This is a genomic window from Agromyces aurantiacus, from assembly GCF_016907355.1.
GTDB classification, from domain to species: domain Bacteria; phylum Actinomycetota; class Actinomycetes; order Actinomycetales; family Microbacteriaceae; genus Agromyces; species Agromyces aurantiacus.
Map to the genome: position 1 here is coordinate 3,519,010 of NZ_JAFBBW010000001.1, position 21,667 is coordinate 3,540,676.

At 73.2% G+C, this 21,667-nt stretch carries 25 protein-coding genes; 9 read left to right on the forward strand and 16 right to left on the reverse strand.

What is annotated here, in order from left to right; translation table 11 throughout:
- Position 1 precedes the first annotated feature (1 nt).
- The 6 genes from JOD46_RS16640 to JOD46_RS16665 all read right to left on the reverse strand — a co-directional run bounded on the left by JOD46_RS16640 (position 2) and on the right by JOD46_RS16665 (position 4,126).
- Positions 2-991 (reverse strand): aldo/keto reductase, encoded by a 990-nt coding sequence (locus JOD46_RS16640; protein ID WP_204395578.1) that lies wholly within the window; start codon positions 989-991, stop codon positions 2-4.
- 129 nt (positions 992-1,120) lie between these two features.
- A complete protein-coding gene (locus JOD46_RS16645) occupies positions 1,121-1,981 on the reverse strand; it encodes a PhzF family phenazine biosynthesis protein (RefSeq protein WP_307835077.1) in 861 nt (286 codons plus the stop codon).
- Between the two features lie 80 nt (positions 1,982-2,061).
- A complete protein-coding gene (locus JOD46_RS16650) occupies positions 2,062-2,583 on the reverse strand; it encodes a metallophosphoesterase family protein (RefSeq protein WP_204395580.1) in 522 nt (173 codons plus the stop codon).
- 126 nt (positions 2,584-2,709) lie between these two features.
- Positions 2,710-3,144: a VOC family protein gene (locus JOD46_RS16655; protein WP_204395581.1), complete on the reverse strand. Its 435-nt coding sequence runs from the start codon at positions 3,142-3,144 to the stop codon at positions 2,710-2,712.
- A gap of 98 nt (positions 3,145-3,242) precedes the next feature.
- Positions 3,243-3,728: an SRPBCC family protein gene (locus JOD46_RS16660; RefSeq protein ID WP_204395582.1), complete on the reverse strand. Its 486-nt coding sequence runs from the start codon at positions 3,726-3,728 to the stop codon at positions 3,243-3,245.
- Entirely contained in the window at positions 3,725-4,126 is a 402-nt protein-coding gene (locus JOD46_RS16665) for an ArsR/SmtB family transcription factor (protein ID WP_204395583.1), read from the reverse strand. Before JOD46_RS16665 ends, JOD46_RS16660 begins: the two co-directional genes overlap by 4 nt.
- A gap of 210 nt (positions 4,127-4,336) precedes the next feature.
- Between JOD46_RS16665 and JOD46_RS16670 the strand changes: the two genes are divergently transcribed.
- Together JOD46_RS16670 and JOD46_RS16675 are read left to right on the forward strand one after the other, a co-directional pair.
- Positions 4,337-4,792 carry a VOC family protein gene (locus tag JOD46_RS16670; protein WP_204395584.1) on the forward strand — a complete coding sequence of 152 codons (456 nt, stop codon included), beginning with the start codon at positions 4,337-4,339 and terminating at the stop codon, positions 4,790-4,792.
- Between the two features lie 133 nt (positions 4,793-4,925).
- A complete protein-coding gene (locus JOD46_RS16675; RefSeq protein WP_204395585.1) occupies positions 4,926-5,246 on the forward strand; it encodes a DUF7882 family protein in 321 nt (106 codons plus the stop codon).
- A 94-nt stretch (positions 5,247-5,340) separates the two neighbouring features.
- On the opposite strand, the gene JOD46_RS16680 is transcribed toward JOD46_RS16675, so the two are convergent.
- The 3 genes from JOD46_RS16680 to JOD46_RS16690 all read right to left on the reverse strand — a co-directional run bounded on the left by JOD46_RS16680 (position 5,341) and on the right by JOD46_RS16690 (position 6,811).
- On the reverse strand, positions 5,341-5,709 hold the full coding sequence (locus tag JOD46_RS16680; protein WP_204395586.1) for a TFIIB-type zinc ribbon-containing protein: 369 nt from the start codon (positions 5,707-5,709) through the stop codon (positions 5,341-5,343).
- A 49-nt stretch (positions 5,710-5,758) separates the two neighbouring features.
- Positions 5,759-6,442 carry a UdgX family uracil-DNA binding protein gene (locus tag JOD46_RS16685; RefSeq protein ID WP_204395587.1) on the reverse strand — a complete coding sequence of 228 codons (684 nt, stop codon included), beginning with the start codon at positions 6,440-6,442 and terminating at the stop codon, positions 5,759-5,761.
- A 165-nt stretch (positions 6,443-6,607) separates the two neighbouring features.
- Positions 6,608-6,811, reverse strand: a complete 204-nt coding sequence (locus JOD46_RS16690) for a cold-shock protein (protein WP_092668238.1) — start codon at positions 6,809-6,811, stop codon at positions 6,608-6,610.
- Positions 6,812-7,185: 374 nt separating this feature from the next.
- On the opposite strand from JOD46_RS16690, the gene JOD46_RS16695 reads away from it, so the two are divergent.
- Both JOD46_RS16695 and JOD46_RS16700 read left to right on the forward strand, forming a co-directional pair.
- A complete protein-coding gene (locus JOD46_RS16695) occupies positions 7,186-8,010 on the forward strand; it encodes a sulfite exporter TauE/SafE family protein (protein ID WP_307835078.1) in 825 nt (274 codons plus the stop codon).
- A complete protein-coding gene (locus JOD46_RS16700; RefSeq protein WP_204395589.1) occupies positions 8,007-8,399 on the forward strand; it encodes a DUF2510 domain-containing protein in 393 nt (130 codons plus the stop codon). The genes JOD46_RS16695 and JOD46_RS16700 overlap by 4 nt, the downstream gene beginning before the upstream one ends.
- Before the next feature lie 43 nt (positions 8,400-8,442).
- On the opposite strand, the gene JOD46_RS16705 is transcribed toward JOD46_RS16700, so the two are convergent.
- Genes JOD46_RS16705 through JOD46_RS16735 form a run of 7 tightly spaced genes read right to left on the reverse strand, consistent with a single transcriptional unit; the run spans position 8,443 to position 16,271 of the window.
- Positions 8,443-9,345 carry a MurR/RpiR family transcriptional regulator gene (locus JOD46_RS16705; protein ID WP_204395590.1) on the reverse strand — a complete coding sequence of 301 codons (903 nt, stop codon included), beginning with the start codon at positions 9,343-9,345 and terminating at the stop codon, positions 8,443-8,445.
- Between the two features lie 8 nt (positions 9,346-9,353).
- Complete coding sequence (gene murQ / locus JOD46_RS16710) at positions 9,354-10,307, reverse strand: N-acetylmuramic acid 6-phosphate etherase (RefSeq protein WP_204395591.1); 954 nt, start codon at positions 10,305-10,307, stop codon at positions 9,354-9,356.
- Positions 10,304-11,530, reverse strand: coding sequence for an anhydro-N-acetylmuramic acid kinase (locus tag JOD46_RS16715; RefSeq protein WP_204395592.1), 1,227 nt, complete (start codon positions 11,528-11,530; stop codon positions 10,304-10,306). The genes murQ and JOD46_RS16715 overlap by 4 nt, the downstream gene beginning before the upstream one ends.
- Before the next feature lie 11 nt (positions 11,531-11,541).
- The gene (locus JOD46_RS16720) at positions 11,542-13,176 is read right to left on the reverse strand and encodes a glycoside hydrolase family 3 protein (protein WP_204395593.1); all 1,635 of its coding nucleotides are present in this window, start codon (positions 13,174-13,176) and stop codon (positions 11,542-11,544) included.
- Positions 13,173-14,000, reverse strand: coding sequence for a carbohydrate ABC transporter permease (locus JOD46_RS16725; RefSeq protein WP_307835079.1), 828 nt, complete (start codon positions 13,998-14,000; stop codon positions 13,173-13,175). The genes JOD46_RS16720 and JOD46_RS16725 overlap by 4 nt, the downstream gene beginning before the upstream one ends.
- Positions 13,997-14,971, reverse strand: coding sequence for a carbohydrate ABC transporter permease (locus JOD46_RS16730; RefSeq protein ID WP_239564235.1), 975 nt, complete (start codon positions 14,969-14,971; stop codon positions 13,997-13,999). The genes JOD46_RS16725 and JOD46_RS16730 overlap by 4 nt, the downstream gene beginning before the upstream one ends.
- Before the next feature lie 13 nt (positions 14,972-14,984).
- Complete coding sequence (locus tag JOD46_RS16735) at positions 14,985-16,271, reverse strand: sugar ABC transporter substrate-binding protein (protein WP_204395595.1); 1,287 nt, start codon at positions 16,269-16,271, stop codon at positions 14,985-14,987.
- Between the two features lie 142 nt (positions 16,272-16,413).
- Here JOD46_RS16735 and JOD46_RS16740 point away from each other — a divergent pair, with 142 nt between their 5' ends.
- The 5 genes from JOD46_RS16740 to JOD46_RS16760 all read left to right on the forward strand — a co-directional run bounded on the left by JOD46_RS16740 (position 16,414) and on the right by JOD46_RS16760 (position 21,637).
- The gene (locus JOD46_RS16740) at positions 16,414-17,379 is read left to right on the forward strand and encodes a BadF/BadG/BcrA/BcrD ATPase family protein (RefSeq protein ID WP_204395596.1); all 966 of its coding nucleotides are present in this window, start codon (positions 16,414-16,416) and stop codon (positions 17,377-17,379) included.
- 40 nt (positions 17,380-17,419) lie between these two features.
- Complete coding sequence (locus JOD46_RS16745; RefSeq protein ID WP_204395597.1) at positions 17,420-17,947, forward strand: GNAT family N-acetyltransferase; 528 nt, start codon at positions 17,420-17,422, stop codon at positions 17,945-17,947.
- A gap of 256 nt (positions 17,948-18,203) precedes the next feature.
- Positions 18,204-19,226, forward strand: a complete 1,023-nt coding sequence (locus JOD46_RS16750) for a TerC family protein (protein WP_204395598.1) — start codon at positions 18,204-18,206, stop codon at positions 19,224-19,226.
- Between the two features lie 246 nt (positions 19,227-19,472).
- A complete protein-coding gene (locus JOD46_RS16755) occupies positions 19,473-19,646 on the forward strand; it encodes a CsbD family protein (protein ID WP_204395599.1) in 174 nt (57 codons plus the stop codon).
- Positions 19,647-19,903: 257 nt separating this feature from the next.
- Positions 19,904-21,637 (forward strand): ABC transporter ATP-binding protein, encoded by a 1,734-nt coding sequence (locus tag JOD46_RS16760; RefSeq protein ID WP_204395600.1) that lies wholly within the window; start codon positions 19,904-19,906, stop codon positions 21,635-21,637.
- The last annotated feature ends 30 nt before the right edge of the window (positions 21,638-21,667 follow it).

Sequence of the window (21,667 nt, forward strand, 5' to 3'; positions counted from 1 at the left end):
GTCACCAGCGGTGGTGCACCGACGCGCGGATCTCGCGGTCGTAGAGCTCGCGGACGGCGGCGTCGAACGTGTCGGGCAGCTCGAGCGACCCAGCGGCCGCGTTGGCGCGGGCCTGCTCGGGGTTGCGCGCGCCCGGGATCACGGTCGAGACGCCGCGCTGCCGGGCGACCCAGGCGAGCGCGACCTGCGCGGGCGTGGCATCCGGCGCCGCCTGCCTCGCGAGCGCGGAGAACTCGGATGCCGCGCGCACGCCGGCCGCGTAGTCGACGCCCGAGAACGTCTCGCCGACGTCGAACGACTCGCCGTGCCGGTTGTAGGTGCGGTGGTCGTTCTCGGCGAACTGCGTGTCGAGCGTGTACTTGCCCGACAGCAGCCCGCTCGCGAGCGGCACGCGCGCGATGATGCCCACGCCGTACTGCTCGGCGATCGGCAGCACCTCGTCGACCGGCTTGAGCCGGAACGCGTTGAGGATGATCTGCACGGTCGCGACGTTCGGCCGCGCGATGGCGGCGAGCGCCTCCTCGACCTTCTCGACGCTCACGCCGTACGCGGCGATCGCACCCTCGGCGACGAGCGTGTCGAGCGCGTCGTAGACCGCGTCGTCGGAGTACACCGAGGTCGGCGGGCAGTGCAGCTGCACGAGGTCGAGGGTCTCGACGCCGAGGTTGCGGCGCGAGCGGTCGGTCCAGGCGCGGAAGTTTTCGAGCACGTAGTTGCCGTGCTCCTGCGGCATCCGCCGGCCCATCTTCGTCGCGACGGTCACTCCCGAACCGGGGTTCGCCGCGAGCCAGCGCCCGATGAGCGACTCCGAACGGCCGTCGCCGTACACGTCGGCGGTGTCGAAGACCGTGACGCCGGCCTCGTGCGACGCGTCGAGCACGGCGAGCGCGTCGGCCTCGTCGACCTCGCCCCAGTCGGCGCCGAGCTGCCAGGTGCCGAGTCCGATGACCGAGACGGTGCGGCCGGTCCGGCCGAGGGTGCGGGTCTGCATGGGCTCCTCCGTCGTGTCGCGCCGGCGCGGGCGGGCGGATGCCGCGGCGCGCCGCTCGATCGAGCCTAGCCGTCGCGGGTCGCCCGGTCCGATCGGGCCGGCGGGGGTTGCGCCGCCCGCCCGGGTCGGTCAGGCGATCGCGACCGCCGTGCCGCTCACGACGATGCCGCCCTGCTCGGGGATGTCGACCACGAGCTCGCTCGGCCGGCCGACGTGCCGGCCCTGGGCGATGAGCACGCGTGCGGGCGGCTCGACCGCGCCGAGCGCGCGCAGGTACCCGCCGACGGCCGCGGCCGCCGCGCCGGTGGCCGGGTCCTCGGTGATGGCGCCGACCGGGAAGATGTTGCGCGCCTCGAAGCGCAGGCCGTCGTCGGGCGCATCGGTCAGGCGGCGCAGCACGGTGATGGTGGCCTTCCATCCGTGCTCGTCCATGAGCGCGCGGGCCGCCTGCGGGTCGAAGGCGAACCCGTCGAACGCGGCGGCGTCGGCGACGACGAGCACGGGGTGGCGGTTGCCCGCGAACGCGATGCGCGGCGGATGGCGCTCGTCGAGGTCGTCGGCCGACAGCCCCGTGAGCGCGAAGAGGGCCGCGAGCACGTCATGGGGGACCTCCTCGACGTCGGGCTCGACGCTCGTGAACGACGCGCGCAGCGCGCCGTCGACCTGTGCCGTCTCGATGCCGACCTCGCCGACGGGCGTCGCGAAGCGCACGCGCCCCGCGCCCTCGCGCTCGGCGATGGCGATCGCGGTCGCCACGGTCGCGTGCCCGCAGAAGGGCACCTCGGCGACGGGCGAGAAGTAGCGGATGTCGCGGGCTCCCCCGCGTTCACCGGTGAGGAAGGCGGTCTCGGCGTAGCCGACCTCGCCCGCGATGCGGAGCATGTCGGCGTCGTCGAGCCCGGCGGCGTCGAGCACGACGCCGGCGGGATTGCCGCCGTCGGGGTCGGAGGTGAAGGCGGCGTAGCGGAGGACGTGCGGTGCGGGGGTCACCGAGACATCCTCACGCCTCGGTGGGGGCGCTGTCTCGGTCCACTTCGAGGTCGGTGGCCTGCTCGCGGTCCAGGCGAAGCTCATGCCTCCGCCGCGCGCCAGGCCGGGTCGACGGGCACGAGCTGCACGTCTGCGAGCCACCCGTGGCGCGTGGTCGCCGTCATGAACGTGGCGACGGGCTGCCGCCGCCGGTCGGTCGGCGAGCCGGGGTTCAGCAGGCGCAGCCCGCTCGGGGCGGTCGTGTCCCACGGGATGTGGCTGTGCCCGAAGACGAGCACGTCGGCATCGGGGAACGCCGCCTGCATGCGCACCTCGCGACCGGGAGCCGCGCCCGTCTCGTGCACGACCGCGATGCGCACGCCGTCGACCTCGAGGCGGGCGACCTCGGGCAGCCGGGCCCGGAGGGCCGCGCCGTCGTTGTTGCCGTGCACGCCGACGAGCCGGCGCGCGCGTCGCTCGAGCGCGTCGAGGGTCGCGATATCCACCCAGTCGCCCGCATGGATCACGACGTCGGCGGCGTCGACCGCCGCCCACAGCGCGGGTGGCAGGTCGCGCGCCCGCTTCGGCACGTGCGTGTCGGCGAGGAGGACGAGCGAGCTCACCCGTCCATCCTCGCCGAGCCCGAGGCATCCGTCATGGCGCCGACCCAGGCGGGCGGTCCGCAGTCCACCGCGCTCGCCCAGGCGATGGGCGTGGTGGACTGCGGAGTGGATGCGCTGGGCGGTGGATCACAGCTCAGCGCCGAAGCGGCCGCGGGTCTCCAGCGGGATCAGCGGGCGCTCGCCGCGAGCGCGGATCTGCTGCACGGCCCACGTGTTGCCGTCGGGGTCGGCGAACCCGAAGAAGGTGCCGCCGTCGCGAGGGTCGATCACCTGGATGGGGCTCGCGTCGACGCCGCGCCCGACGAGCTCGGCGCGCGCGGCCTCCGCGTCGGCGACCACGAGCTGCAGTCCCTTGAGCGAGCCGGGCGGCATCTCGTTCTGCGCGGGGAGCGTGCCGATCACGATCGAGCAGCCCGAGCCGCGCGGCGTGAACTGCACGAAGCGGTGCTCGCCGGCGTGCGTGTCGTGGTCGAGCTCGAAGCCGACGCGGTCGCGGTAGAACTCGATCGCGCGGTCGATGTCGCTCACGGGCAGGATGACGACCTCGAGGGTCCAGTCCATGGTCTTCTCCGTTTCGGTTCATGCGAGATGACGCGAACAGCTCTTCGTCGACCGACGTCGAGCGGATCGCGTCACCTCGCGGGGTCGTGCGCGGACGGTCAGCGGGCGAGCAGCGCGTCGAGCCGCGCGTAGCCCTCGGTCACGCCGGTCGCCATGCCGTGCTCGACCATGGCGTCGCGCGCCTCGACGCTCGGGTAGACCGAGTGTCCGCGCAGGCGCGTGCGGCCGCCGCCGAGGTCCTCGAACGTCATCGACTCGAGGCTGACGACATCGGGCGCGCCCTCGAACTCGAAGGTCTGCACGGCGAACTCGTTCTCGCGGATCGAGTGGAACGTGCCGTGGAAGCCGTACTCGTTGCCGTCGGGGTCGCGGTGCACGTAGCGGTAGCCGCCCTGCGGCTCGAAGTCCCAGCGCTCGATCGCCATCTCGTACCCGTTCGGGCCGAGCCACTGCTTCACGAGCTCGGGATCGCGGTGGGCGGCGAACACGGCGGCGACGGGTGCGTCGAACTCGCGCTCGATGTCGACGAAGGGCAGGCCCGCGGGCGCGGTGATGGTGACGGGGTTGGCCGTCTCGGTGGTCATGATGACTCCTTCGGGTCGAGGCCGACGCGATGATCGGCGACGGATGCCGCGGCGCTCGCGTCGCGGCCGGCGGCGAGCAGCGAATCCAGCCGTCGGTACTGCTGCTCGTGGATCAGTCGGTAGCGGTCGATCCACTCGGTGAGGGTCTCGAGTGCGGCCGCGTCGAGGTGCACGGGGCGGCGCTGGGCGTCGCGGCTCCGGGTGACGAGCCCTGCGGACTCGAGCACCTGGATGTGCTTCGACACCGCCTGCTTGGTGATGTCGAACGGTTCGGCGAGTTCGTTGACCGTGGCGGATCCGCGGCTGAGCCTGGCGACGATACTGCGACGCACCGGATCGGCCAGCGCCATGAAGGCGCGGTCGAGCCGCTCGTCGGCCTGTGCCTGTGCGTCGCCCATTGTTCAACCTACCGCTTGATCAACTTATTGGTTGTCAACCTACGCCACGCGCGTGACCACGTCAAGGGGCCCGGTCGGGATGGCGCGACATCCGCCCGCCTGAGGCCTTCGGCCTGCATGCCGCACCCCCTCGCGCGAGAGCCGCGGGAAGGAGCAGAATCACCCTGCGGGCACCCGACCCGCGAATCGCGTGCGACCCGAGGAGACGCCATGCCCGTGCAGCTCACCCCGTACCTCAGCTTCCGCGACGAGGCGCGGGAGGCGATGGAGTTCTACCACTCGGTGTTCGGCGGAGAACTCACGCTCAGCACGTTCGGCGACTTCCACGCGAGCGAGAACCCCGTCGAGGCCGACAAGATCATGCACGGCCACCTGGTGTCGGGTGCGCTCAACCTCATGGGCGCCGACACGCCCAACGAGATGCCGTTCGAAGCGGGCACGAACTTCGCGGTGTCGCTGAGCGGCGGCCCCGAGGACGAGGCGACGCTGCGCGGCTACTGGGAGGCGCTCGCGGAAGACGGCGAGGTCGACGCCCCGCTCGAGGCCTCCCCGTGGGGCGACGTGTTCGGCATGCTGACCGACCGCTTCGGGGTGCAGTGGATGGTCGACATCGGGCAGCCGACGCCGGTCGAGAACGCCGCTCCGGCCCGGCCGGACGCGGACTGAGCGCTCGGGATATCCGCTATCGGCACGGGTTCCGGCCGTAATCGCTAGACGCTCTAGTATCGCGATAGGTTGCCATTATCGAACTTCACATCGGCAGCCGCCACGAGCGGCCCGGAACCACGGAGGGGACACGGTGGGACAACTCGCCTACGGCATCGACGGCCACCAGTACGAGATCGACGACACCACGTTGCGCCACCTGCGCGTGGCGGTGATCGCGAAGCTGCGGCGCCAGGAGCCGTTCGCACTCACGCTGCGCAGCCCCGGAACCGGAGCAGCCGCGGAGACGCTGTGGGTGCAGCCGTCGATCCCGCTGCGCTTCGTGTTCGACGACGCCGAGTCGGGCCCGATGGACCGCGAATGGCTCGAGAAGCTCGTCGCCGCCGCGAACTCGGCCGGCGGCATGCAGGTCGAGCTCGAGCGCGTGCAGCCCGCGCTCGCGCTCGTGGGCTGAGGAGAGACGTCCGACCGACGCACGACGACACGAGGGGCGCCGGCCGCATGGCCGGCGCCCCTCCGTCGTGTATCGGGCCGTGGTGTCGTCGCGATCAGTCGAACAGCTCGGACAGCCAGTTGTCCTTCTTCTTCTTGCGGCCGTACCCCTGGTCGTCGCCGCGGTCGTACCTCTGGTCGTAGCGGCGGTCGTCGTATCCGCCGGACGCCTGGCGCAGCACGTCCATGGGGTTGGCCGGGTAGCCCTGCTGCGGCGGCGCCGGCTGGGGCGGCGCGACCTGCGGCGCGGGCGCCGACGGAACAGCGGCCGCACCCGGCGCGGCGAACTCGCGCGACGCGCGCTCGATGATCTTGTCGAGCTCGCCGCGGTCGAGCCACACGCCGCGACACGTGGGGCAGTAGTCGATCTCGATGCCGCTGCGCTCGCTCATCACGAGCACGGCGCCGTCGGTGGGGCACTGCATGCAGACTCCTTCATCCGGGATGTCCGGTCCAACCGGGTGTCCGGCGAGCCTATCGACGCGGGCTGCGTGCCACCTCTGCGGCCGCTGCGAGATCGTCGACGAGGCGATCGAACGAGGCCCGGCGCGCCGGCTCCTCGCGAACCCGGAGCACGGCGGACGGATGCTCGGTCACCAGCGTCGGCGCCCGCAGCGCCGACCCGCCGCGCTCGTCGAGCACGCGACCCCGCACCTCGCCGATCCGCACGTCATGGCCGAGCACCGACCGCGCGGCCGTCGCGCCGAGGCAGACGACGACCTCCGGGCGCACGACCGCGAACTCGGCTTCCAGCCACGGACGGCACGCCACGACGTGCCCGACGGCCGGCTTGGCGTGGATGCGCCGCTTCCCGCGCTGCTCGAAGCGGAAGTGCTTGACCGCGTTCGTGAGGTAGGCCTCCTCGCGGCGGATGCCCGCGGCCTCGAGCGCCCGGTCGAGCAGGAGCCCGGCGGGCCCGACGAACGGCTCGCCCTCCCGGTCCTCGCGGTCGCCGGGCTGCTCGCCCACGAGCATGATGCGGGCACGGACGGAACCGCTCGAGAACACCACCTGCGTCGCCGCGCGGGAGAGCTCGCAGCCGCGGCATCCGGGGGCCGCCGCGCGCAGGTCATCCAGTCCCGCATCGGACGGGACCCATGCGCCGGCGCCGGGTCGCTCGTCGGCGTTCCCGGCGTCGGCCGGCCGATCGGGTGCCACGGCACCGACGGTAGGCCGACCGGGCGGCCGCGCCCAGCCGGTTGCCGGATGCCGCGGCCGGTGCTACGTCGCGTGGCCGGAGGCGAGGTCCCGGAGACGGCGAACGCCGGGCCGGACACGAGGTCCGACCCGGCGTACCGGTGCGGGCACGAGGCCCGCGTGCGCTCAGATCGCGCGGATGTTCTCGGCCTGCAGGCCCTTCTGACCCTGGACGACCTCGAACTCGACGTTCTGGCCCTCCTCGAGCGAGCGGTAGCCGCTGCCCGTGATGGCGCTGAAGTGCGCGAAGACGTCGGGGCTCCCGTCGGAGGGAGCGATGAAGCCGAAGCCCTTTTCGGCGTTGAACCACTTGACGGTTCCGGTTGCCATGCTGATGTTTCCTTCGTTCGTACTGGGCCGAACCATTCGGCCCGTCACGTTCGGCCGGGCGGCCGTCCGCAGTGCCCGGCGGCGGATACCGCTCGGGCGGGTGGTTCCGAGGGTCGTCGCACCTCGTGCGTCGTCGCCCTCGGTCTCGGGTCATGCCATGCGGATCGTGCCGCCTCCGGGCAATCAGTCGTGAAGCGGGCGGTCGCCCGCGAGTGGAGGAAGATCGATCGTATCGCACTTCCGGGCGTGTCGGCGGGAGTTGTCCACAGGTTTCGCGCGCGATCGATCCGCAGGTCCCGTCCGGACCGTACCTCCGGCGACCATGGGGAGCGCTCCCGATGGGCCGTCGGCTCGCCCGCGGATATGGTGATGCGGTGACCACGCCGCCGCCCGACCCCGCACCGCCCGACGCCGGCACGCCGCCCGCACCGGCGTGGCGGTTCCTCGTGGTCGGGGCGGTCGGCGGCCTGCTCTCCGGCATGTTCGGGGTCGGCGGCGGCATCGTGATGGTGCCGCTGCTCATCCTGCTCGCCGGGATGGACCAGCGGCGGGCCTCCGCGACCTCGCTCGCGGCGATCGTGCCGACCGCGGTGGCCGGTTCGGTCGCCTACCTCGTCAACGGGCAGGTCGACCTCGTCGCCGCGCTCCTCGTCGCGGTCGGCGGCATCGCCGGCGGATGGCTCGGCGCGAAGCTGCTCGCCCGGCTCCCGCTCGGCTGGCTGCGGTGGCTCTTCATCGCGCTCATCGTCGTCGTCGCGGTGCGCCTGGTCGTCGCGGCGCCGGAGCGCGTCGCCGACCCGGTGCCGCTCGAGCTCGGCCCGGCGCTGGGGCTCGTGGCGCTCGGACTCGTGGTCGGCATCGCGTCGGGCCTGTTCGGCATCGGCGGGGGCCTCATCATGGTGCCCGCGTTCATGACCCTCTTCGGCCTCGGCGACCTCATCGCGCGCGGCACCTCGCTCGTGGCGATGATCCCGACCGCGGTCAGCGGCACGCTCACGAACGTGCGCAGCGGCATCGTCGACCTGCGCGCCGCGCTCATCGCCGGCCTCGCGGCCACGGTCGCCGCCCTCCCCGGCGTCGCGCTGGCGTTCCTCGTGCCTCCGGCGGTCGGCGCGTGGCTGTTCGCGGCGCTGCTCCTCGTGGCGGCCGTGCAACTGGCGGTGCGGGCCGTCCGGGCGCAGCGGGTCGGGCGCGCATGAGCGGATCCGAGCGCCGCCGTCCCGGCTGGTACGGCGATCCGACCGACGGCGGCCTCCTGCGGTACTGGGATGGATCGGGGTGGACCCCGCACACGACCGCTCGCAGCAACGGCGGCGCGGACTCGCATCCGCCCGCCACTCGGACCCCGACCCTCGCCCCCGGGCTCGACCTCACGGCGCGGCTGCCCGAGCCCGAGCGCGCGGGCCCGCCCGATCACACGACGGTGCCCATCGCTCCGACCGCCGCGTCGGCCACCCCTCCCGGCCGCGACGCGATCGCGCTCGGGGGCTCTGCGCGCGGGTCGATCCTCCCGGTCGCGGGCGCCGTCACCGCCGCGGCCTCGCTCGTCGTGGCGCTCGCGGCGCTCGGCGTCGCGCTCGGCCGCTGAGCTGGGCCGCCCGGACGGCACCGCCCTCGCGAGCGTCTCGCCCCTAGCGCGACTCGGAGCCGAGCCCGGCGGCGCGACGACCCGACGCGCGACGGTGCGAGGCCGTCACCTCCCACGTGCGCCGCAGCGGCGCCGCGACCTCGTCGTGCAGTCGCTGCGCGAGGCGGACGAACAGGAAGTCGACCATCGCGAGCTGGGCGATCCGGCTCGACATGGCGCCCATGCGGTAGGCGCTCTCGCGCGCCTGCGTGGCGAGGACGAACTGCGCCGCGGCGCCGACGGGCGAGTCGGGCGAGTTCGTGATCGCGACCGTCGTGGCGCCGGCTTCGCCGGCCACCTCGAGCGCCTGCAGCGTCTCGCTGGTCAGGCCGGTGTGCGAGATCGCGACCGCGACATCCCCGGGCCGACGCAGCGCCGCCGAGACGAGCGCGACGTGCACGTCGACCGAGCACGCGGCGGAGACGCCGATGCGGGCGAGCTTCTGCTGGAGGTCCTGCGCGGTGAGGCCCGATGCGCCGAAGCCGTAGACGTCGACGTGGCGTGCGGCCGCGATCGCGTCGACCACCCGGTCGAGCACGTCGGTGTCGAGCGCGTGCGCGGTCTGCTCGATCGCGAGCACCTCCTGGAACGCGATCTTCGACACGACGTCGGCCGCGGGGTCGTCCGGGCTGATGTCGGAGTCGGCGAGCCCGAACCGGTCGCGCTCGGCCTGCTCGCGGCTGAGCGCGCTCGCGACCTCCATCCGGAACTCGCGGTAGCCGGAGAAGCCGAGCGTCTGGCAGAAGCGCGCCACGGTCGACAGCGACGTGCCGCACACGTTCGCGAGCTCGGTGATGGTCAGGTCGACCACGAGCGTGGGGTCGTCGATGATCGCCTCGGCGACCTTCGCCTCGGCCGAGCTGAGCCGGGGCAGCGCCTGGCGCACGTCGGTCAGCACGTTGCTCATCGGGCTCCTCACCGGGTCGCGTCCTCGAGGCCGTGCAGCGCGGCCCGCAGCACTCCATCCTCGCGCTCGAGTCGGGCGATCGCGACCTCCGGGTCCACCCCCGTGAGGGTGACGAGGATCGCGGCCTTCACGCTGCCGTGGCACGAGGCCAGGGCGGATGCCGCGGCATCCGCGTCGACGCCCGTCGCGAGCCGCACGATGCGCTCGGCGCGGGCGCGCAGCTTCGCGTTCGTCGCGCGCACGTCGACCATGAGGTTGCCGTGGACCTTGCCGAGCTTGACCATGGCGAGGGTCGACACCGCGTTGAGCACGAGCTTCTGGGCGGTGCCGCCCTTCAGCCGCGTCGACCCGGTCACGACCTCGGGCCCGACGACGGTCTCGATCGCGAGGTCGGCGACCCGCGCGATCTCGGAGTCGGGGTTGCACGCGAAGGCCACGGCGAGCGCGCCGGCCTCGCGGGCGTGCGCGAGCGCGCCGACCACGTACGGCGTGCGGCCCGAGGCCGAGATCCCGACGACGGCGTCGCCTGCGCCGACGCCGATCGCTTCGAGGTCCGCCGCACCGCGGCCGGGGTCGTCCTCGGCGTCCTCGACCGAGTGCCGGAGGGCCCGGTCGCCTCCCGCGATGAGGCCGACCACGAGGGCGGGGTCGGTGCCGAAGGTCGGCGGGATCTCGCTCGCGTCGAGCACGCCCATGCGACCCGCGGTGCCCGCGCCGACGTAGACGAGTCGGCCGCCCTTGCGCAGGCGGGCGACGATGGCGTCGACCGCCGCGGCGATCTGCGGAGCCGCCGCGCGGACCGCGGCGAGGGCCTCGTCGTTGGCGGCGTTCAGCGCCTCGAGCTGGGCTCCGGTGTCGAGCAGGTCGAGCTCGGCGGTCTCGTCGCGCACCGCCTCGGTCGCGAGCCGGTCGAGCAGGTCGCGCAGGTCGGCGGGCGGCGTCGGGCTGGTCAGGGCGGTCATGCGTCGTCTTCCATGGTGCTGGTGCAGCCGGGCTGCACGGTGATCGCGGCGATCCGGTGGCGGGCCGCGTCGGAACGGTGACGGCCTCCGCGCCCGTCGGGTCGGCGGGCGGCGGTCATCGTGCCGAGCACGCGCGGCGCGCCGCGGGCGGCGCGAGCGAGCTCGGCGGCGACGCCGTGGAGCCGCATCCAGCCGAGCAGGCCGAACAGCAGCGTCTCCTTGGCGTCGGGGTCGACGCCGCGCTCGGCGCTCGTGACGACGCGGATGCCGCGGGGCTCGGCCTGCGCGCGGATGCGGCGCACGAGCTCGGCGTTGTGCACGCCGCCTCCGGAGAGCACGAGTTCCGCCACGCCATCCGGGACCGCACCGACCACGGTGACGGCGGTGAGCTCGGCGAGCGTGGCCAGCCGGTCGGCGAGCGGTGCGGATGCGGCATCCGCTCGCTCGATCGCCGCGTCGACCGTGGCGTGGGTGAAGGTCTCGCGGCCCGTGGACTTCGGCGGCTCGGCGGTGAAGTAGGGGTGTGCGAGCAGCTCGGCGAGGAGCCCGGCGTTCACGGTGCCGGCGGCGGCGAGCCCGCCGTCGCGGTCGTACGTGCTGCGCCCCTCGGTCGCCCGCTCCACGACGACGTCGAGCAGCCCGTTGCCCGGGCCGGAGTCGTGCGCGTCGACGCTGCCGTCGGGGTGCACGACCTGCACGTTGGCGATGCCGCCGAGGTTGGCGGTCGCGATCGGGCGGCCCGCGGCGCGGGCGTCGGCACCGAGCCAGGCGCGGTCGAAGACGGCCATGAGCGGGGCCCCCTCGCCACCCGCCGCGATGTCGGCGGTGCGCAGGTCGGCGACGACCGGCGCGTCCAGGCGCTCGGCGATCCACGCGGGGGCACCGAGCTGCAGCGTGCCGCGCGCACGCCCGCCCTCGACCCAGTGGTGCACGGTCTGTCCGTGGGAGACCACGAGGTCGACGCCGTCGGGCGGGGCGGCCGAGGCGGCGGCGTCGGCGAAGGCGGCCCCGAGCTCGGTGTCGAGCCGGCACCACTCCGCCGCAGTGAGCGCGCCGCCGTGAACCACGTCGAGCACGCGGTCGCGCAGCCCGTCGGGCCACCGCTCGGTTCGGCTGTGCCGCGGCGAGACGCGGAGGTGGAGCTCGTCGGGCCCAGCGCCGTCGATCGGCTCGACGTCCATCACGGCCACGTCGATGCCGTCGGCCGAGGTCCCCGACTGCATGGCGAGGATCCTCATGTCCGCGCTCCGGTCGCGATGGCGCGCGAGGACGCCGGCAGGGAGGCGGACGGGGCCGCCCGCGGCGCGGGCCCGGCGGCACCGCACTCGAGCCGCTCGCGGGCCGCGATGGCGGCGAGCCGGCTCGCGCCCCGGGCGTGGAGCACCGGCAGGTCTGGGATGTCGGTGCCCGCGGCGAGGTCGGGCGCGCGGTCGGCGCTGCCCGCGTTGACCACGACCGCATCGGGGCGCACGCGGGCGACGGCGAGGACCAGCGCCGACTGGGCGGGGTCCGCGAGCCGGTCGACGAGCACCACGACCCCTCGGCCGTCGGCGGACGGGTGGTCGGCGGCCTCGACCGCGGCCACGAGTGCGCCTCCCCGGTCGCCCGCCGGGTCGATGCGGTGCACCGGTCCGCCGGCCGCGAGCGCGGAGGCCATGGCGTCGAGCGACGCGTCCACGGCGAAGCCGGCGCGGCGGCGAACGTCGAGCACCGCTGCCGGGCCCTCGACGGCGGGCACCGGACGCGTGACGTCGAGCGACGCGCGCGCCAGCTCGAGCGCGGCGCCCGGGCTGAGCCGCGGCGCACGCCCGACGACGGCGGCGTGATGGGCCGCGCGCGCCGCGGCGTGTGCGGCGTCGGCCAAGGCGCGGACGCGCTCCCTCGCCTCCTCCAGCCGGGCGAGCGGGAGCGTGCCGTCGTCGATGGCCGACCCGATCGCCGCCCGCACCTCGGCGAGCACGACGCGGTCGGCGTCGGGCGCGGGCGGACCGGCCCACGGGTTGGCGGGGTTGCCGAGGCAGAGCAGGTCGGCACCGGCGAGCAGGGCGCGCACGGCGCCCGGGCCCGTGCCGACGGTCTCGCGGATCGCCGCCATGTCGAGCGCGTCGGTGACGATGGCGCCGTCGAAGCCGAGGCCGCGGAGCCGCGCGAGCGCGACCGGGTTCATCGTGGCGGGCTCGGCGCCCCAGGCCGGCACGACGAGGTGCGCCGTCATCACGGCCGGGACGCCCGCGTCGATCGCCGCGCGGAACGGGGCGAGGTGCACCCGCTCGAGCTCGCGTTCGGTCATGCCGAGCACCGGCAGCCCCTGGTGCGAGTCCACGTGGGTGTCGCCGTGGCCCGGCCAGTGCTTCACGCAGGCGGCGGCGCCGCCGGCACGGATGCCGCGGGCGAGCGCCGCGGCGTGCCGTGACACGACCGCGGGGTCGTCGCCGAAGGCGCGCACGCCGATGACCGGGTTGCGCGGGTCGACGTTGACGTCGGCGTCGGGCGCGAGCACGACGTTCGCGCCGACCGATGCGACGCGGCGGGCCAGCTCGGCGCCGACCGACTCGGTCGCCGCCTCGTCGTCGACCCGGCCGAGCTGCGCCGCGCCGGGCAGCGTCGAGCCCGTCGCCGCTTCGAGGCGTGTGACGTTGCCTCCCTCCTCGTCGATGCCGACGAGCAGGTCGTTCCGGGACTCGCGCACGCCGGCCGCGAGCGCCGCGCGCGCGTCGCCGTCGCCGAGGTTGTGCGCGAACAGGACGACGCCCGCGAGTCCGCCGTCGAGGTCGCGTCGGAGCCACGCCGGGAGCGTCGATCCCAGGAAGCCGGGCCACAGCACGCCGTCGACGAGCGCGCGCACGGCGGGGTCGGCGGACCGCGTCATCCCTTCACCGCCCCGGCGACGAGGCCCGACGCGAGCTTGCGCTGCACGAGCACGAAGAACACCATGACCGGGATCGTGATGATCGTCGAGGCCGCCATGATCGAGCCCCAGTCGTTGGAGTGCTCGCCGAAGAACTGCTTCAGGCCGATCGCGACCGTGTAGTTCTCGGTCGCGCCGCCGAGCAGCGTCATCGCGAAGATGAACTCGTTCCAGGCGGTGATGAACGAGAACACGGAGGTCGCGACGAGGCCCGGCATCACCAGGGGCAGCAGCACCGAGCGGAACATCCGCCCCCAGCTCGCGCCGTCGAGGTAGGCGGCCTCCTCGAGCTCCTTCGGGACCGCGGCGACGAAGCCGCGCAGCATCCAGATGCCGAAGGGCAGCGAGAGCGCGACGTACACGATCACGAGGCCGAGCAGGGTGTTGAGCAGCTGCAGGTCGCGCACCTGCACGAACAGCGGGATCACGAGCGCCTCGAGCGGCACCATCTGCACGATGAGGATCATGAGCAGCATCGCCGTGCGGAACCGGAACCGGAAGCGCGCGACGGCGACCGAGGCCAGCAGCGCGAGCACCGCCGAGGCGAGCACGGTCACGAGGGCGACGATCGCCGAGTTGCGGAGGAACACGTCGAAGCCGCCCTCGGTGAGCACGTACTCGAAGTTCGCGAGGGTGAACTCCTGCGGCAGCAGCCCCTGGCCCGCGGCGCCGGCGCGCGCGTCGAACGCGCTCGAGAGCATCCAGAAGGCGGGGAAGAGGGTGAAGGCGAGCAGCGCGGCGACGAGGACCGCCTTGAGCGCGGCGAGGCGGGTGCGACGGGTCACAGCTCCTCCTCCTTCAACAGGGTGCGGACGTAGACGACGGTGATCGCGAGCAGGACGAGCGTGAGCAGCACCGCGATCGCGGAGCCGAAGCCGTACCGGTTCTGGCCGAACGACTCGACGTACGACCAGACCCCGAGGTTCAGCGCCTCGCGGTTGGTGCCGGAGCCGCCTGGCATGAGATAGACCTGCGCGAACACCTTGAAGTCCCAGATGGTCGAGAGGATGATCACGACCGCGAACACCTGCCGGAGGCTCGGGACGATGATCGAGAAGAAGCGTCGCCACGGCCCGGCCCCGTCGACCTCGGCGGCCTCGAGCATCTCCTTCGGCACGCCGAGCAGGCCCGCGAGGATCGTGATGGCCACGAACGGGAAGCCGTGGTGGATGACGTTGAGCAGCACGATCGCGTAGAAGGTCCAGCGGTTGGTGAACCAGTTGACCGGCTCGTCCTGGAGGCCGAGCGCCTGCAGCGTGCTGTTGACGATGCCGCGGTCGGCGTCGAAGATCCAGATCCAGACGTAGGTGCCCGTGACCGCGGGCATCGCCCAGGCGATCATGATGGCGCTGCCCACGACGGTGCGCCAGAACGCACCGAGCGAGGCCATGAGCACGGCGACGCCCGTGCCGAGGGCGACGGTGCCGGCGACGGCGAGCACCGCGAAGCCGACGGTGTTCGGCAGCACCACGGTGTAGAGCGTCGGGTCCGCGAACACCTCGCCGTAGTTGGCGAGGCCGATCCAGTTCGCCTCGCCCGAGACGATCTCGCGCAGGCCGTAGTCCTGCAGCGAGAAGAGCACGACGCGCACGAGCGGCCAGAGCAGCAGCACCGCGAGCACCGCGAGTGCGGGGGCGAGCAGCAGCCACGGGCGTGCGATGACGAGCGGATGGCGCCGACGCCCGCCGGGGCCCGGCGGGCCGCCGGCCGCGCGGGGGGCCGGAGCCCCCTGCGCGGCCGGCGGACGCTGGATCAGGTCGACCACCTGCCTAGTCGCCGTTCATGATCGAGTCCATCTCGGCAGCGGCGTCGGCCGTGGCCTGCTCGACCGTCTTCTGCCCGGAGAGGATCGCCTGGATGGCGGTGTTGGTGGTCTTCTTCGCCTGCACCGCGCCGTACTTCGGGGTCACCGGCACCGACGCGCCGCCCTCGACGAGCTGCGTGGCGAACGGGGCGACGAGCGGGTCGTCGCTCGACATGGTGTCCTCGAGGAGCGAGGCCTGGCCGGGGAAGTAGCCCGACTGCTCGCCCCACTGCTCGGCGAACTCGCCGGTGGTCATGAGCTTGACGAACTCCCACGCGAGGTCGGTGTTCTCGGCGGTGTTGAAGACCGAGAGGTGCGAGCCGCCGAGCACCGACGGGGCGATGCCGCCGTCCTTGCCGGGGATCGGCGTGGCGGCGAACTTGCCCTCCATGTCGGGGTTCTTCTCGATGACCGCGGCGGGTGTCCACGACCCCATGAGCGCCATCGCGACGTCGCCCTGGGCGAAGTTGTCGAGGACCTCGGTCTCCTTCCACGTGGTGGCCCCGGCCGACGAGAAGCCGTGCTCGGTGGCCAGGCCGGTGTAGAAGCCGATGCCCTCCTGCGCCTCGGGGCTGTCGAGGCCGGACACCCACTCGTCGCCGTCCTGCTCCGCGACCTCTCCGCCGGCGCCCCAGACCCACGGGTAGACGGGGAACTCGGCGTCGCCGGGCACGGCGAACGCGATCATCTCGGGCTTGGCGGCCTTGATCGCCTCGCCCGCGGCGACGATGTCGTCCCAGCTCTCGGGCGCGTCGAGGCCGAGCTCCTCGAAGACGTCGGCGCGGTAGACCAGCGAGCGCACGCCGGCGTACCACGGCATGCCGTAGAGCTCGCCGTCGTAGGTGCCCGACTCCACGAGCCCCTCGACGAGGTCGCCGCGGAGGTCCTCGCCGTCGACGTACTCGTCGATCGGCGCGAGCGCGCCGGCGTCGGCGAACTCGGCGGTCCAGGTCGTGCCCGTCTCGGCGACGTCCGGCGTGGTGCCGCCGGCGATCGACGTGACGAACCGGTCGTGCGCGTCGGCCCACTGCACGAACTCGACGTTCAGCTCCGCGCCGGTCTCCTCGGTGAAGGCCTCGGAGACCGCGTCGAAGAACTCCTCCGAGCTCGGGTTGGTACCCTGCATGATCCACACGTCGAGGGTCTGCCCCTCGGCATCGGTGCCGCCGCCGGCCTCGCCGGGGGCGCACGCGCTCAGTGCCAGCGCGGCGGTCAGGCCGAGCGCGGCGATGGGTAGGGCTCGCTGCTTCATGTGATGTCGACTCCTCGTTGAATGCATCGTCGGTGGGCTTCCACCGCGCGGACTGGAAGTAGTATTCAGGAATGGTCGTCGCTCTGCAAGTTTTTTCCACAGTAGCCCGGGCCGGCCCTCGAAACGCCGAGGCGGCCGGCCGGTGACCCGGCTGCTCGGCATCGACCTGGGCGGCACGGGCGCGCGCGTCGCCATCCTCCGCGCCGACGGATCGGCGCCAGCCGAGGTGCTCCAGGCAGACGGCGTCCGCGTCGGCCCCGGCGGGTCGAACGCGGCATCCGTCGCCCTCGATCTCGTGCGGCGCGCGCTCACGGACTCCGCCGACGACGCGACACCGCCCGCCGGCATCGGCATCGGCGCCTCGGGGCTCGCGTCGCTCGTCACCGACCACGACGGGCTCCTCGCCCGGGTCGCGCACGCCACGGGGTGCCCCCGCGTGGCCGTCGCCGCCGACGCCGTGACCGCGCACCTCGGCGCGCTCGGCGGGGCGCCCGGCGCCGTGCTCGCCGTCGGCACCGGCGCGATCGCCCTCGGCACGGACTTCGTCGACCGGTGGGTGCGCGTCGGCGGCTGGGGACACCTCTACGACGACCGCGGATCGGGCGCGTGGATCGGGATCCGCGGCCTCGAGGCCGGTATCCGGGCCTTCGACCGCATCGATCCGGCGGGCGAGGCGCTCCGCGCGGCGGCCGTCGGGCGATTCGGCCCAGAGCCGACCTGGACGGCCCTCCTCACGCGCGAGGACCGCGCGGGCGCGCTCGCCGGCTTCGCCCGCGACGTCGCCGGGCTCGCCGACGCCGGCGACGCCGAGGCGGGCCGGATCGTGCGCGAGGCGGGGCGGCTCGCGGGCGAGACGCTCGCCGCCGCGCTGCAGCCGGGCGTGCCCCGGGTCGCGGCCGCGACCGGCGGGCTGCTCGCCGCACCCGGCGGGTACCGCGCCGCGCTCGAGGACGAGTTCGCGCGGCTCGCCCCGGATGCCGACCTGCGCGCGCCGGCCGGCGCCCCGCTCGACGGCGCGATCCGCCTCGCCGCGCTCGCGGCCGCGGGCGCCGCGCCGACGACGCGCGCGCCCTTCCTGTGGACCACCCCGGCCGCCGCGGGGGCCTGACCGCGGTGCGGATGCCGTCGCCGTGCGCCATCATCGACGCATGACCGAGTCCGTCGCACCGAGCCTCGAACCCGACCCCGCGCACGCGGGCCTGCGGTTCCGGCGTCCCGCGGTCCACGACCACGCTCGGGTGCTCGCGGTGATCCCGGGCTGGTGGAACCTGCCCGGGACGGCCGACCTCGGCCGGCTGCTGCCGCGGCTGTTCTTCCAGCACTTCGCCGACACCTCGACGATCGTCGAGGACGAAGACGGGCTCGCGGGCTTCCTCATCGGGTTCCGCTCGGCGTCGCAGCCCGGCGTGGCCTACATCCACTTCGTCGGCGTGCGACCCGACCTGCGCACGTCGGGCCTCGCGCGCACGCTCTACGAGCGGTTCTTCGACGCGATGCGGGCGAGCGGATGCCGCCGCGTCGACGCGATCACCGGCCCCCGCAACGTCGGCTCGCAGCGGTTCCACCGCGCGATGGGGTTCGAGGCGACCGGCGACACCGAGATCGAGGGCGTGCCGTCGTGGCGCGACTACGACGGGCCCGGTGAGCACCGCGTGGCCTTCACGCGCCGGCTGTAGCGGCACCCCGCGACATCCGCCCGGCCCGCTCCTTCGAGGATCCTGTGAGGATGCACGCGTTCCCGGTCTCGGGATGCAGGAAACCTGCTTCATGTGTTTCCATGGACGTGGAGGGGAGTAGTCCCCGCAGGATGCGTCGTCATTCCGGGTCCGCCATCGGGCCCCGGCGCATCCGGGCCGCACGACCCGGCGTTCGCCGGCCGCGCGACGCTCGGACGAGACCTCCGGTTGCCACACCTGACAACTGGAGGAGACCGTGGACGTCCCCCTGTACGCCTGGTTCGCCGTGCTCGCGGCCATCGTCGCGATGCTCGCGATCGACCTGTTCGCCCACCGTCGCGCCCACGTGATCGGCGTGCGCGAGGCGCTCGGCTGGTCGATCGTCTGGGTGCTCACGGGCATCACGTTCGGCATCGTCGTCTGGAACGCCTGGGGCGCCGAGTTCGGCCAGCAGTACTTCGCCGGCTACCTGATCGAGAAGTCGCTGGCGGTCGACAACGTGTTCGTGTGGGCGATCGTCTTCGCCTCGTTCGCGGTGCCGCGCGAGTACCAGCACCGCGTGCTGTTCCTCGGCGTGCTCGGCGCGCTCGTGCTGCGCGGGATCTTCATCGCCGCGGGCGCCGCGCTCATCGAGAACTTCTCGTGGATCCTGTACGTGTTCGCGGCGTTCCTCATCATCACCGGCATCCGGATGCTGCTGACGCGCGACGAGCACGTACACCCCGAGCGGTCGCGCACGCTGCGGCTCTTCCGCCGCTTCGTGCCGATGACCGACGCGTACCACGGGCAGAAGTTCCTGATCCGCCGCGCGGGCGTCGTGGTCGCGACGCCGCTGCTCGCGGTGCTCGTGCTCGTCGAGGTGACCGACGTCATCTTCGCCGTCGACTCGATCCCCGCGATCTTCGCCGTCACGAGCGAGCCGTTCCTCGTGTTCACGGCGAACGCGTTCGCGATCCTCGGACTGCGGGCGATGTACTTCCTGCTCGCCGACCTCGTGCACCGGTTCCGCTACCTCAAGCTCGGGCTCTCGCTCGTGCTCGTGTGGGTGGGCGTCAAGATGGCGCTGCTCGACGTGTTCTACATCCCGACCCCGGTCTCGCTGGCGGTCGTCGCCGCGATCATCACGGTGTCGATCGTGGCGTCGCTCATCGCGACGCGCGGCCAGGGGCGCCACGAGGTCGAGGCGACGCCCGCCGGCGCGTTCCGCATCGCGACCGACGAGGAGCTCGCCGAGGCGGAACCGCTCTTCCGTCGCTCGCGGCAGCTGACGCGCACCTGAGGCGGCGCCATCCGCTCGCGCTGACGATCGAGACGTCGCGGATGGCGCGTCGCATGCGCCATCCGCGACCGCTCGACCCGACGTCGCGGCGCGGTCACGGAGCGCGCGCGGAGGCGCCCGTGCGCCGCATCTACCAGAGCGGTTCTCGGGTGGCAAGGCCTCGCGCGGCATCCGGCGCCCCGCCTACCGTGGACCTCGACGGCGTATCCACGAGGTGCGACGAATCGGATCGGAAGGGGGCCCCGCATGGGCAACGACGACAAGATCCAGCACAAGGCCGAGGAGCTCGGCGGCAAGGCCAAGGAGGCACTCGGGGACGCGACGGACAACGAGCGTCTCGAGGCCGAGGGCCGCGGCGAGCAGACCGAGGCCAACCTCAAGCAGGCCGGCGACAAGCTGAAGGACGCCTTCAACTCGTAAGCCGGTTCGAAGCGGATGGGGCGCGTACCGCGGGGGTGCGCGCCCCATCGTCATACCGGGGGGAATCAGGCGGAGGGCGGCGGAGGCCGCCCTCCGCTTTCTTTTCCGCTCTGAGCGATATCAGCCGACCGGCGGATGTCGGTGGCCGCTGCTTGGATGCAGACTTGACGGACGCGACCGCCGGGCATCCTGGGCGACCGCGTCGGCGCGGGCCTCCCGCGCTCCATCCACCCAACCCCGTACGCCGTGGAGATCCCATGCTCGGCCGATTGCTCATCCGTTACCTCACGCCCTACCGGTGGCTCATCGCCGGCGTCCTCGCCTTCCAGTTCATCTCGGTGCTGGCGACGCTGTACCTGCCGAGCCTGAACGCCGACATCATCGACGACGGCGTCGCCAAGGGCGACACCGCCTACATCTGGTCCACGGGCACGTTCATGCTCGCGATCTCGCTCGGCCAGATCGTGGCCGCGATCATCGCGACCTACTTCGCGGCGAAGGCCGCGATGCGCGTGGGCCGCGACATCCGCAACGACGTGTTCGACAAGGTCAGCGCGTTCTCGGAGCGCGAGGTCTCGCACTTCGGCCCGGGCTCGCTGATCACCCGCAACACCAACGACGTGCAGCAGGTGCAGATGCTCGCGATGGCCGGCGCGACCATGCTCGTGAGCGCGCCGCTCATGGCGGTCGGCGGCATCATCATGGCGCTGCAGCAGGATGTCGGCCTGAGCTGGCTGATCTGGGCCGCCGTGCTGACGATCCTCGTCGTCGCGGGCATCGTGATCAGCCGCATGGTGCCGCTGTTCCGCAGCTACCAGGCGCGGCTCGACGCCGTGAACCGGGTGCTGCGCGAGCAGCTCACGGGCATCCGCGTGGTGCGCGCGTTCGTGCGCGAGCCCATCGAGGAGCGGCGCTTCGAGAGCGCCAACCACGACATCATGGATGTCGGACGTCGGGTGGGCACGCTCTTCATCACCCTGTTCCCGCTCTTCATGCTGGTGCTCAACGTCACCATCGTCGGCGTCATCTGGTTCGGAGCGATCGAGGTCGATGCGGGCGACGTGCAGGTCGGCACCCTCTTCGCCTTCATCCAGTACGTCGGCATCATCCTCGGCGGCGTGCTCATGGCCGCCTTCACGACGATCATGATCCCCCGCGCGGCGGTGTCGGCCGAGCGCATCGGCGACGTGCTCGACACCGAGACGACGCTCCCGCGCCCCGAGCAGCCGATCACCGCCTTCCCCGCGCCGGGCACGGTCGAGTTCCGGGATGTCGCGTTCGCATACCCCGGGGCCGAGCACGCGGTGCTCGAGGGCGTCTCGTTCCGCGCCGACCCCGGCGAGACCGTCGCGATCGTCGGCTCGACCGGTTCGGGCAAGACGACGCTCGTCTCGCTGCTCCCGCGCCTCTTCGACGTGACCGGCGGCGCTGTGCTCGTCAACGGCGTCGACGTGCGCGAGGCCGACCTCGAGCGGTTGTGGACGACCATCGGGCTGGTGCCGCAGCGTCCCTTCCTCTTCGCCGGCACGGTCGCGTCCAACCTGCGGTTCGGGCGCGAGGAGGCGACCGACGCCGAGCTCTGGCACGCACTCGAGATCGCGCAGGGCCGCGACTTCGTCGCCGAGATGGAGGGCGGCCTCGACGCGCGCATCGCGCAGGGCGGCACCAACGTGTCGGGCGGCCAGCGGCAGCGGCTCGCGATCGCCCGCGCGATCGTGCACCGGCCCGACATCCTCGTCTTCGACGACTCGTTCTCGGCGCTCGACCTGACCACCGACGCGCGGCTCAGGCAGGCGCTGTGGCGCGAACTGCCCGAGGTGACCAAGGTCGTCGTCGCCCAGCGCGTGTCGACCATCACCGACGCCGACCGCATCGTCGTGCTCGACGACGGCCGCGTCGTGGGCATCGGCCGGCACGACGAGCTCGTCGAGACGTGCCAGACCTACCGCGAGATCGTCGAATCCCAGCTCGGAGTGGAGGCCCAGGCATGAGCGCCGAGTCCAAGACCCCTCGCGGCCGTC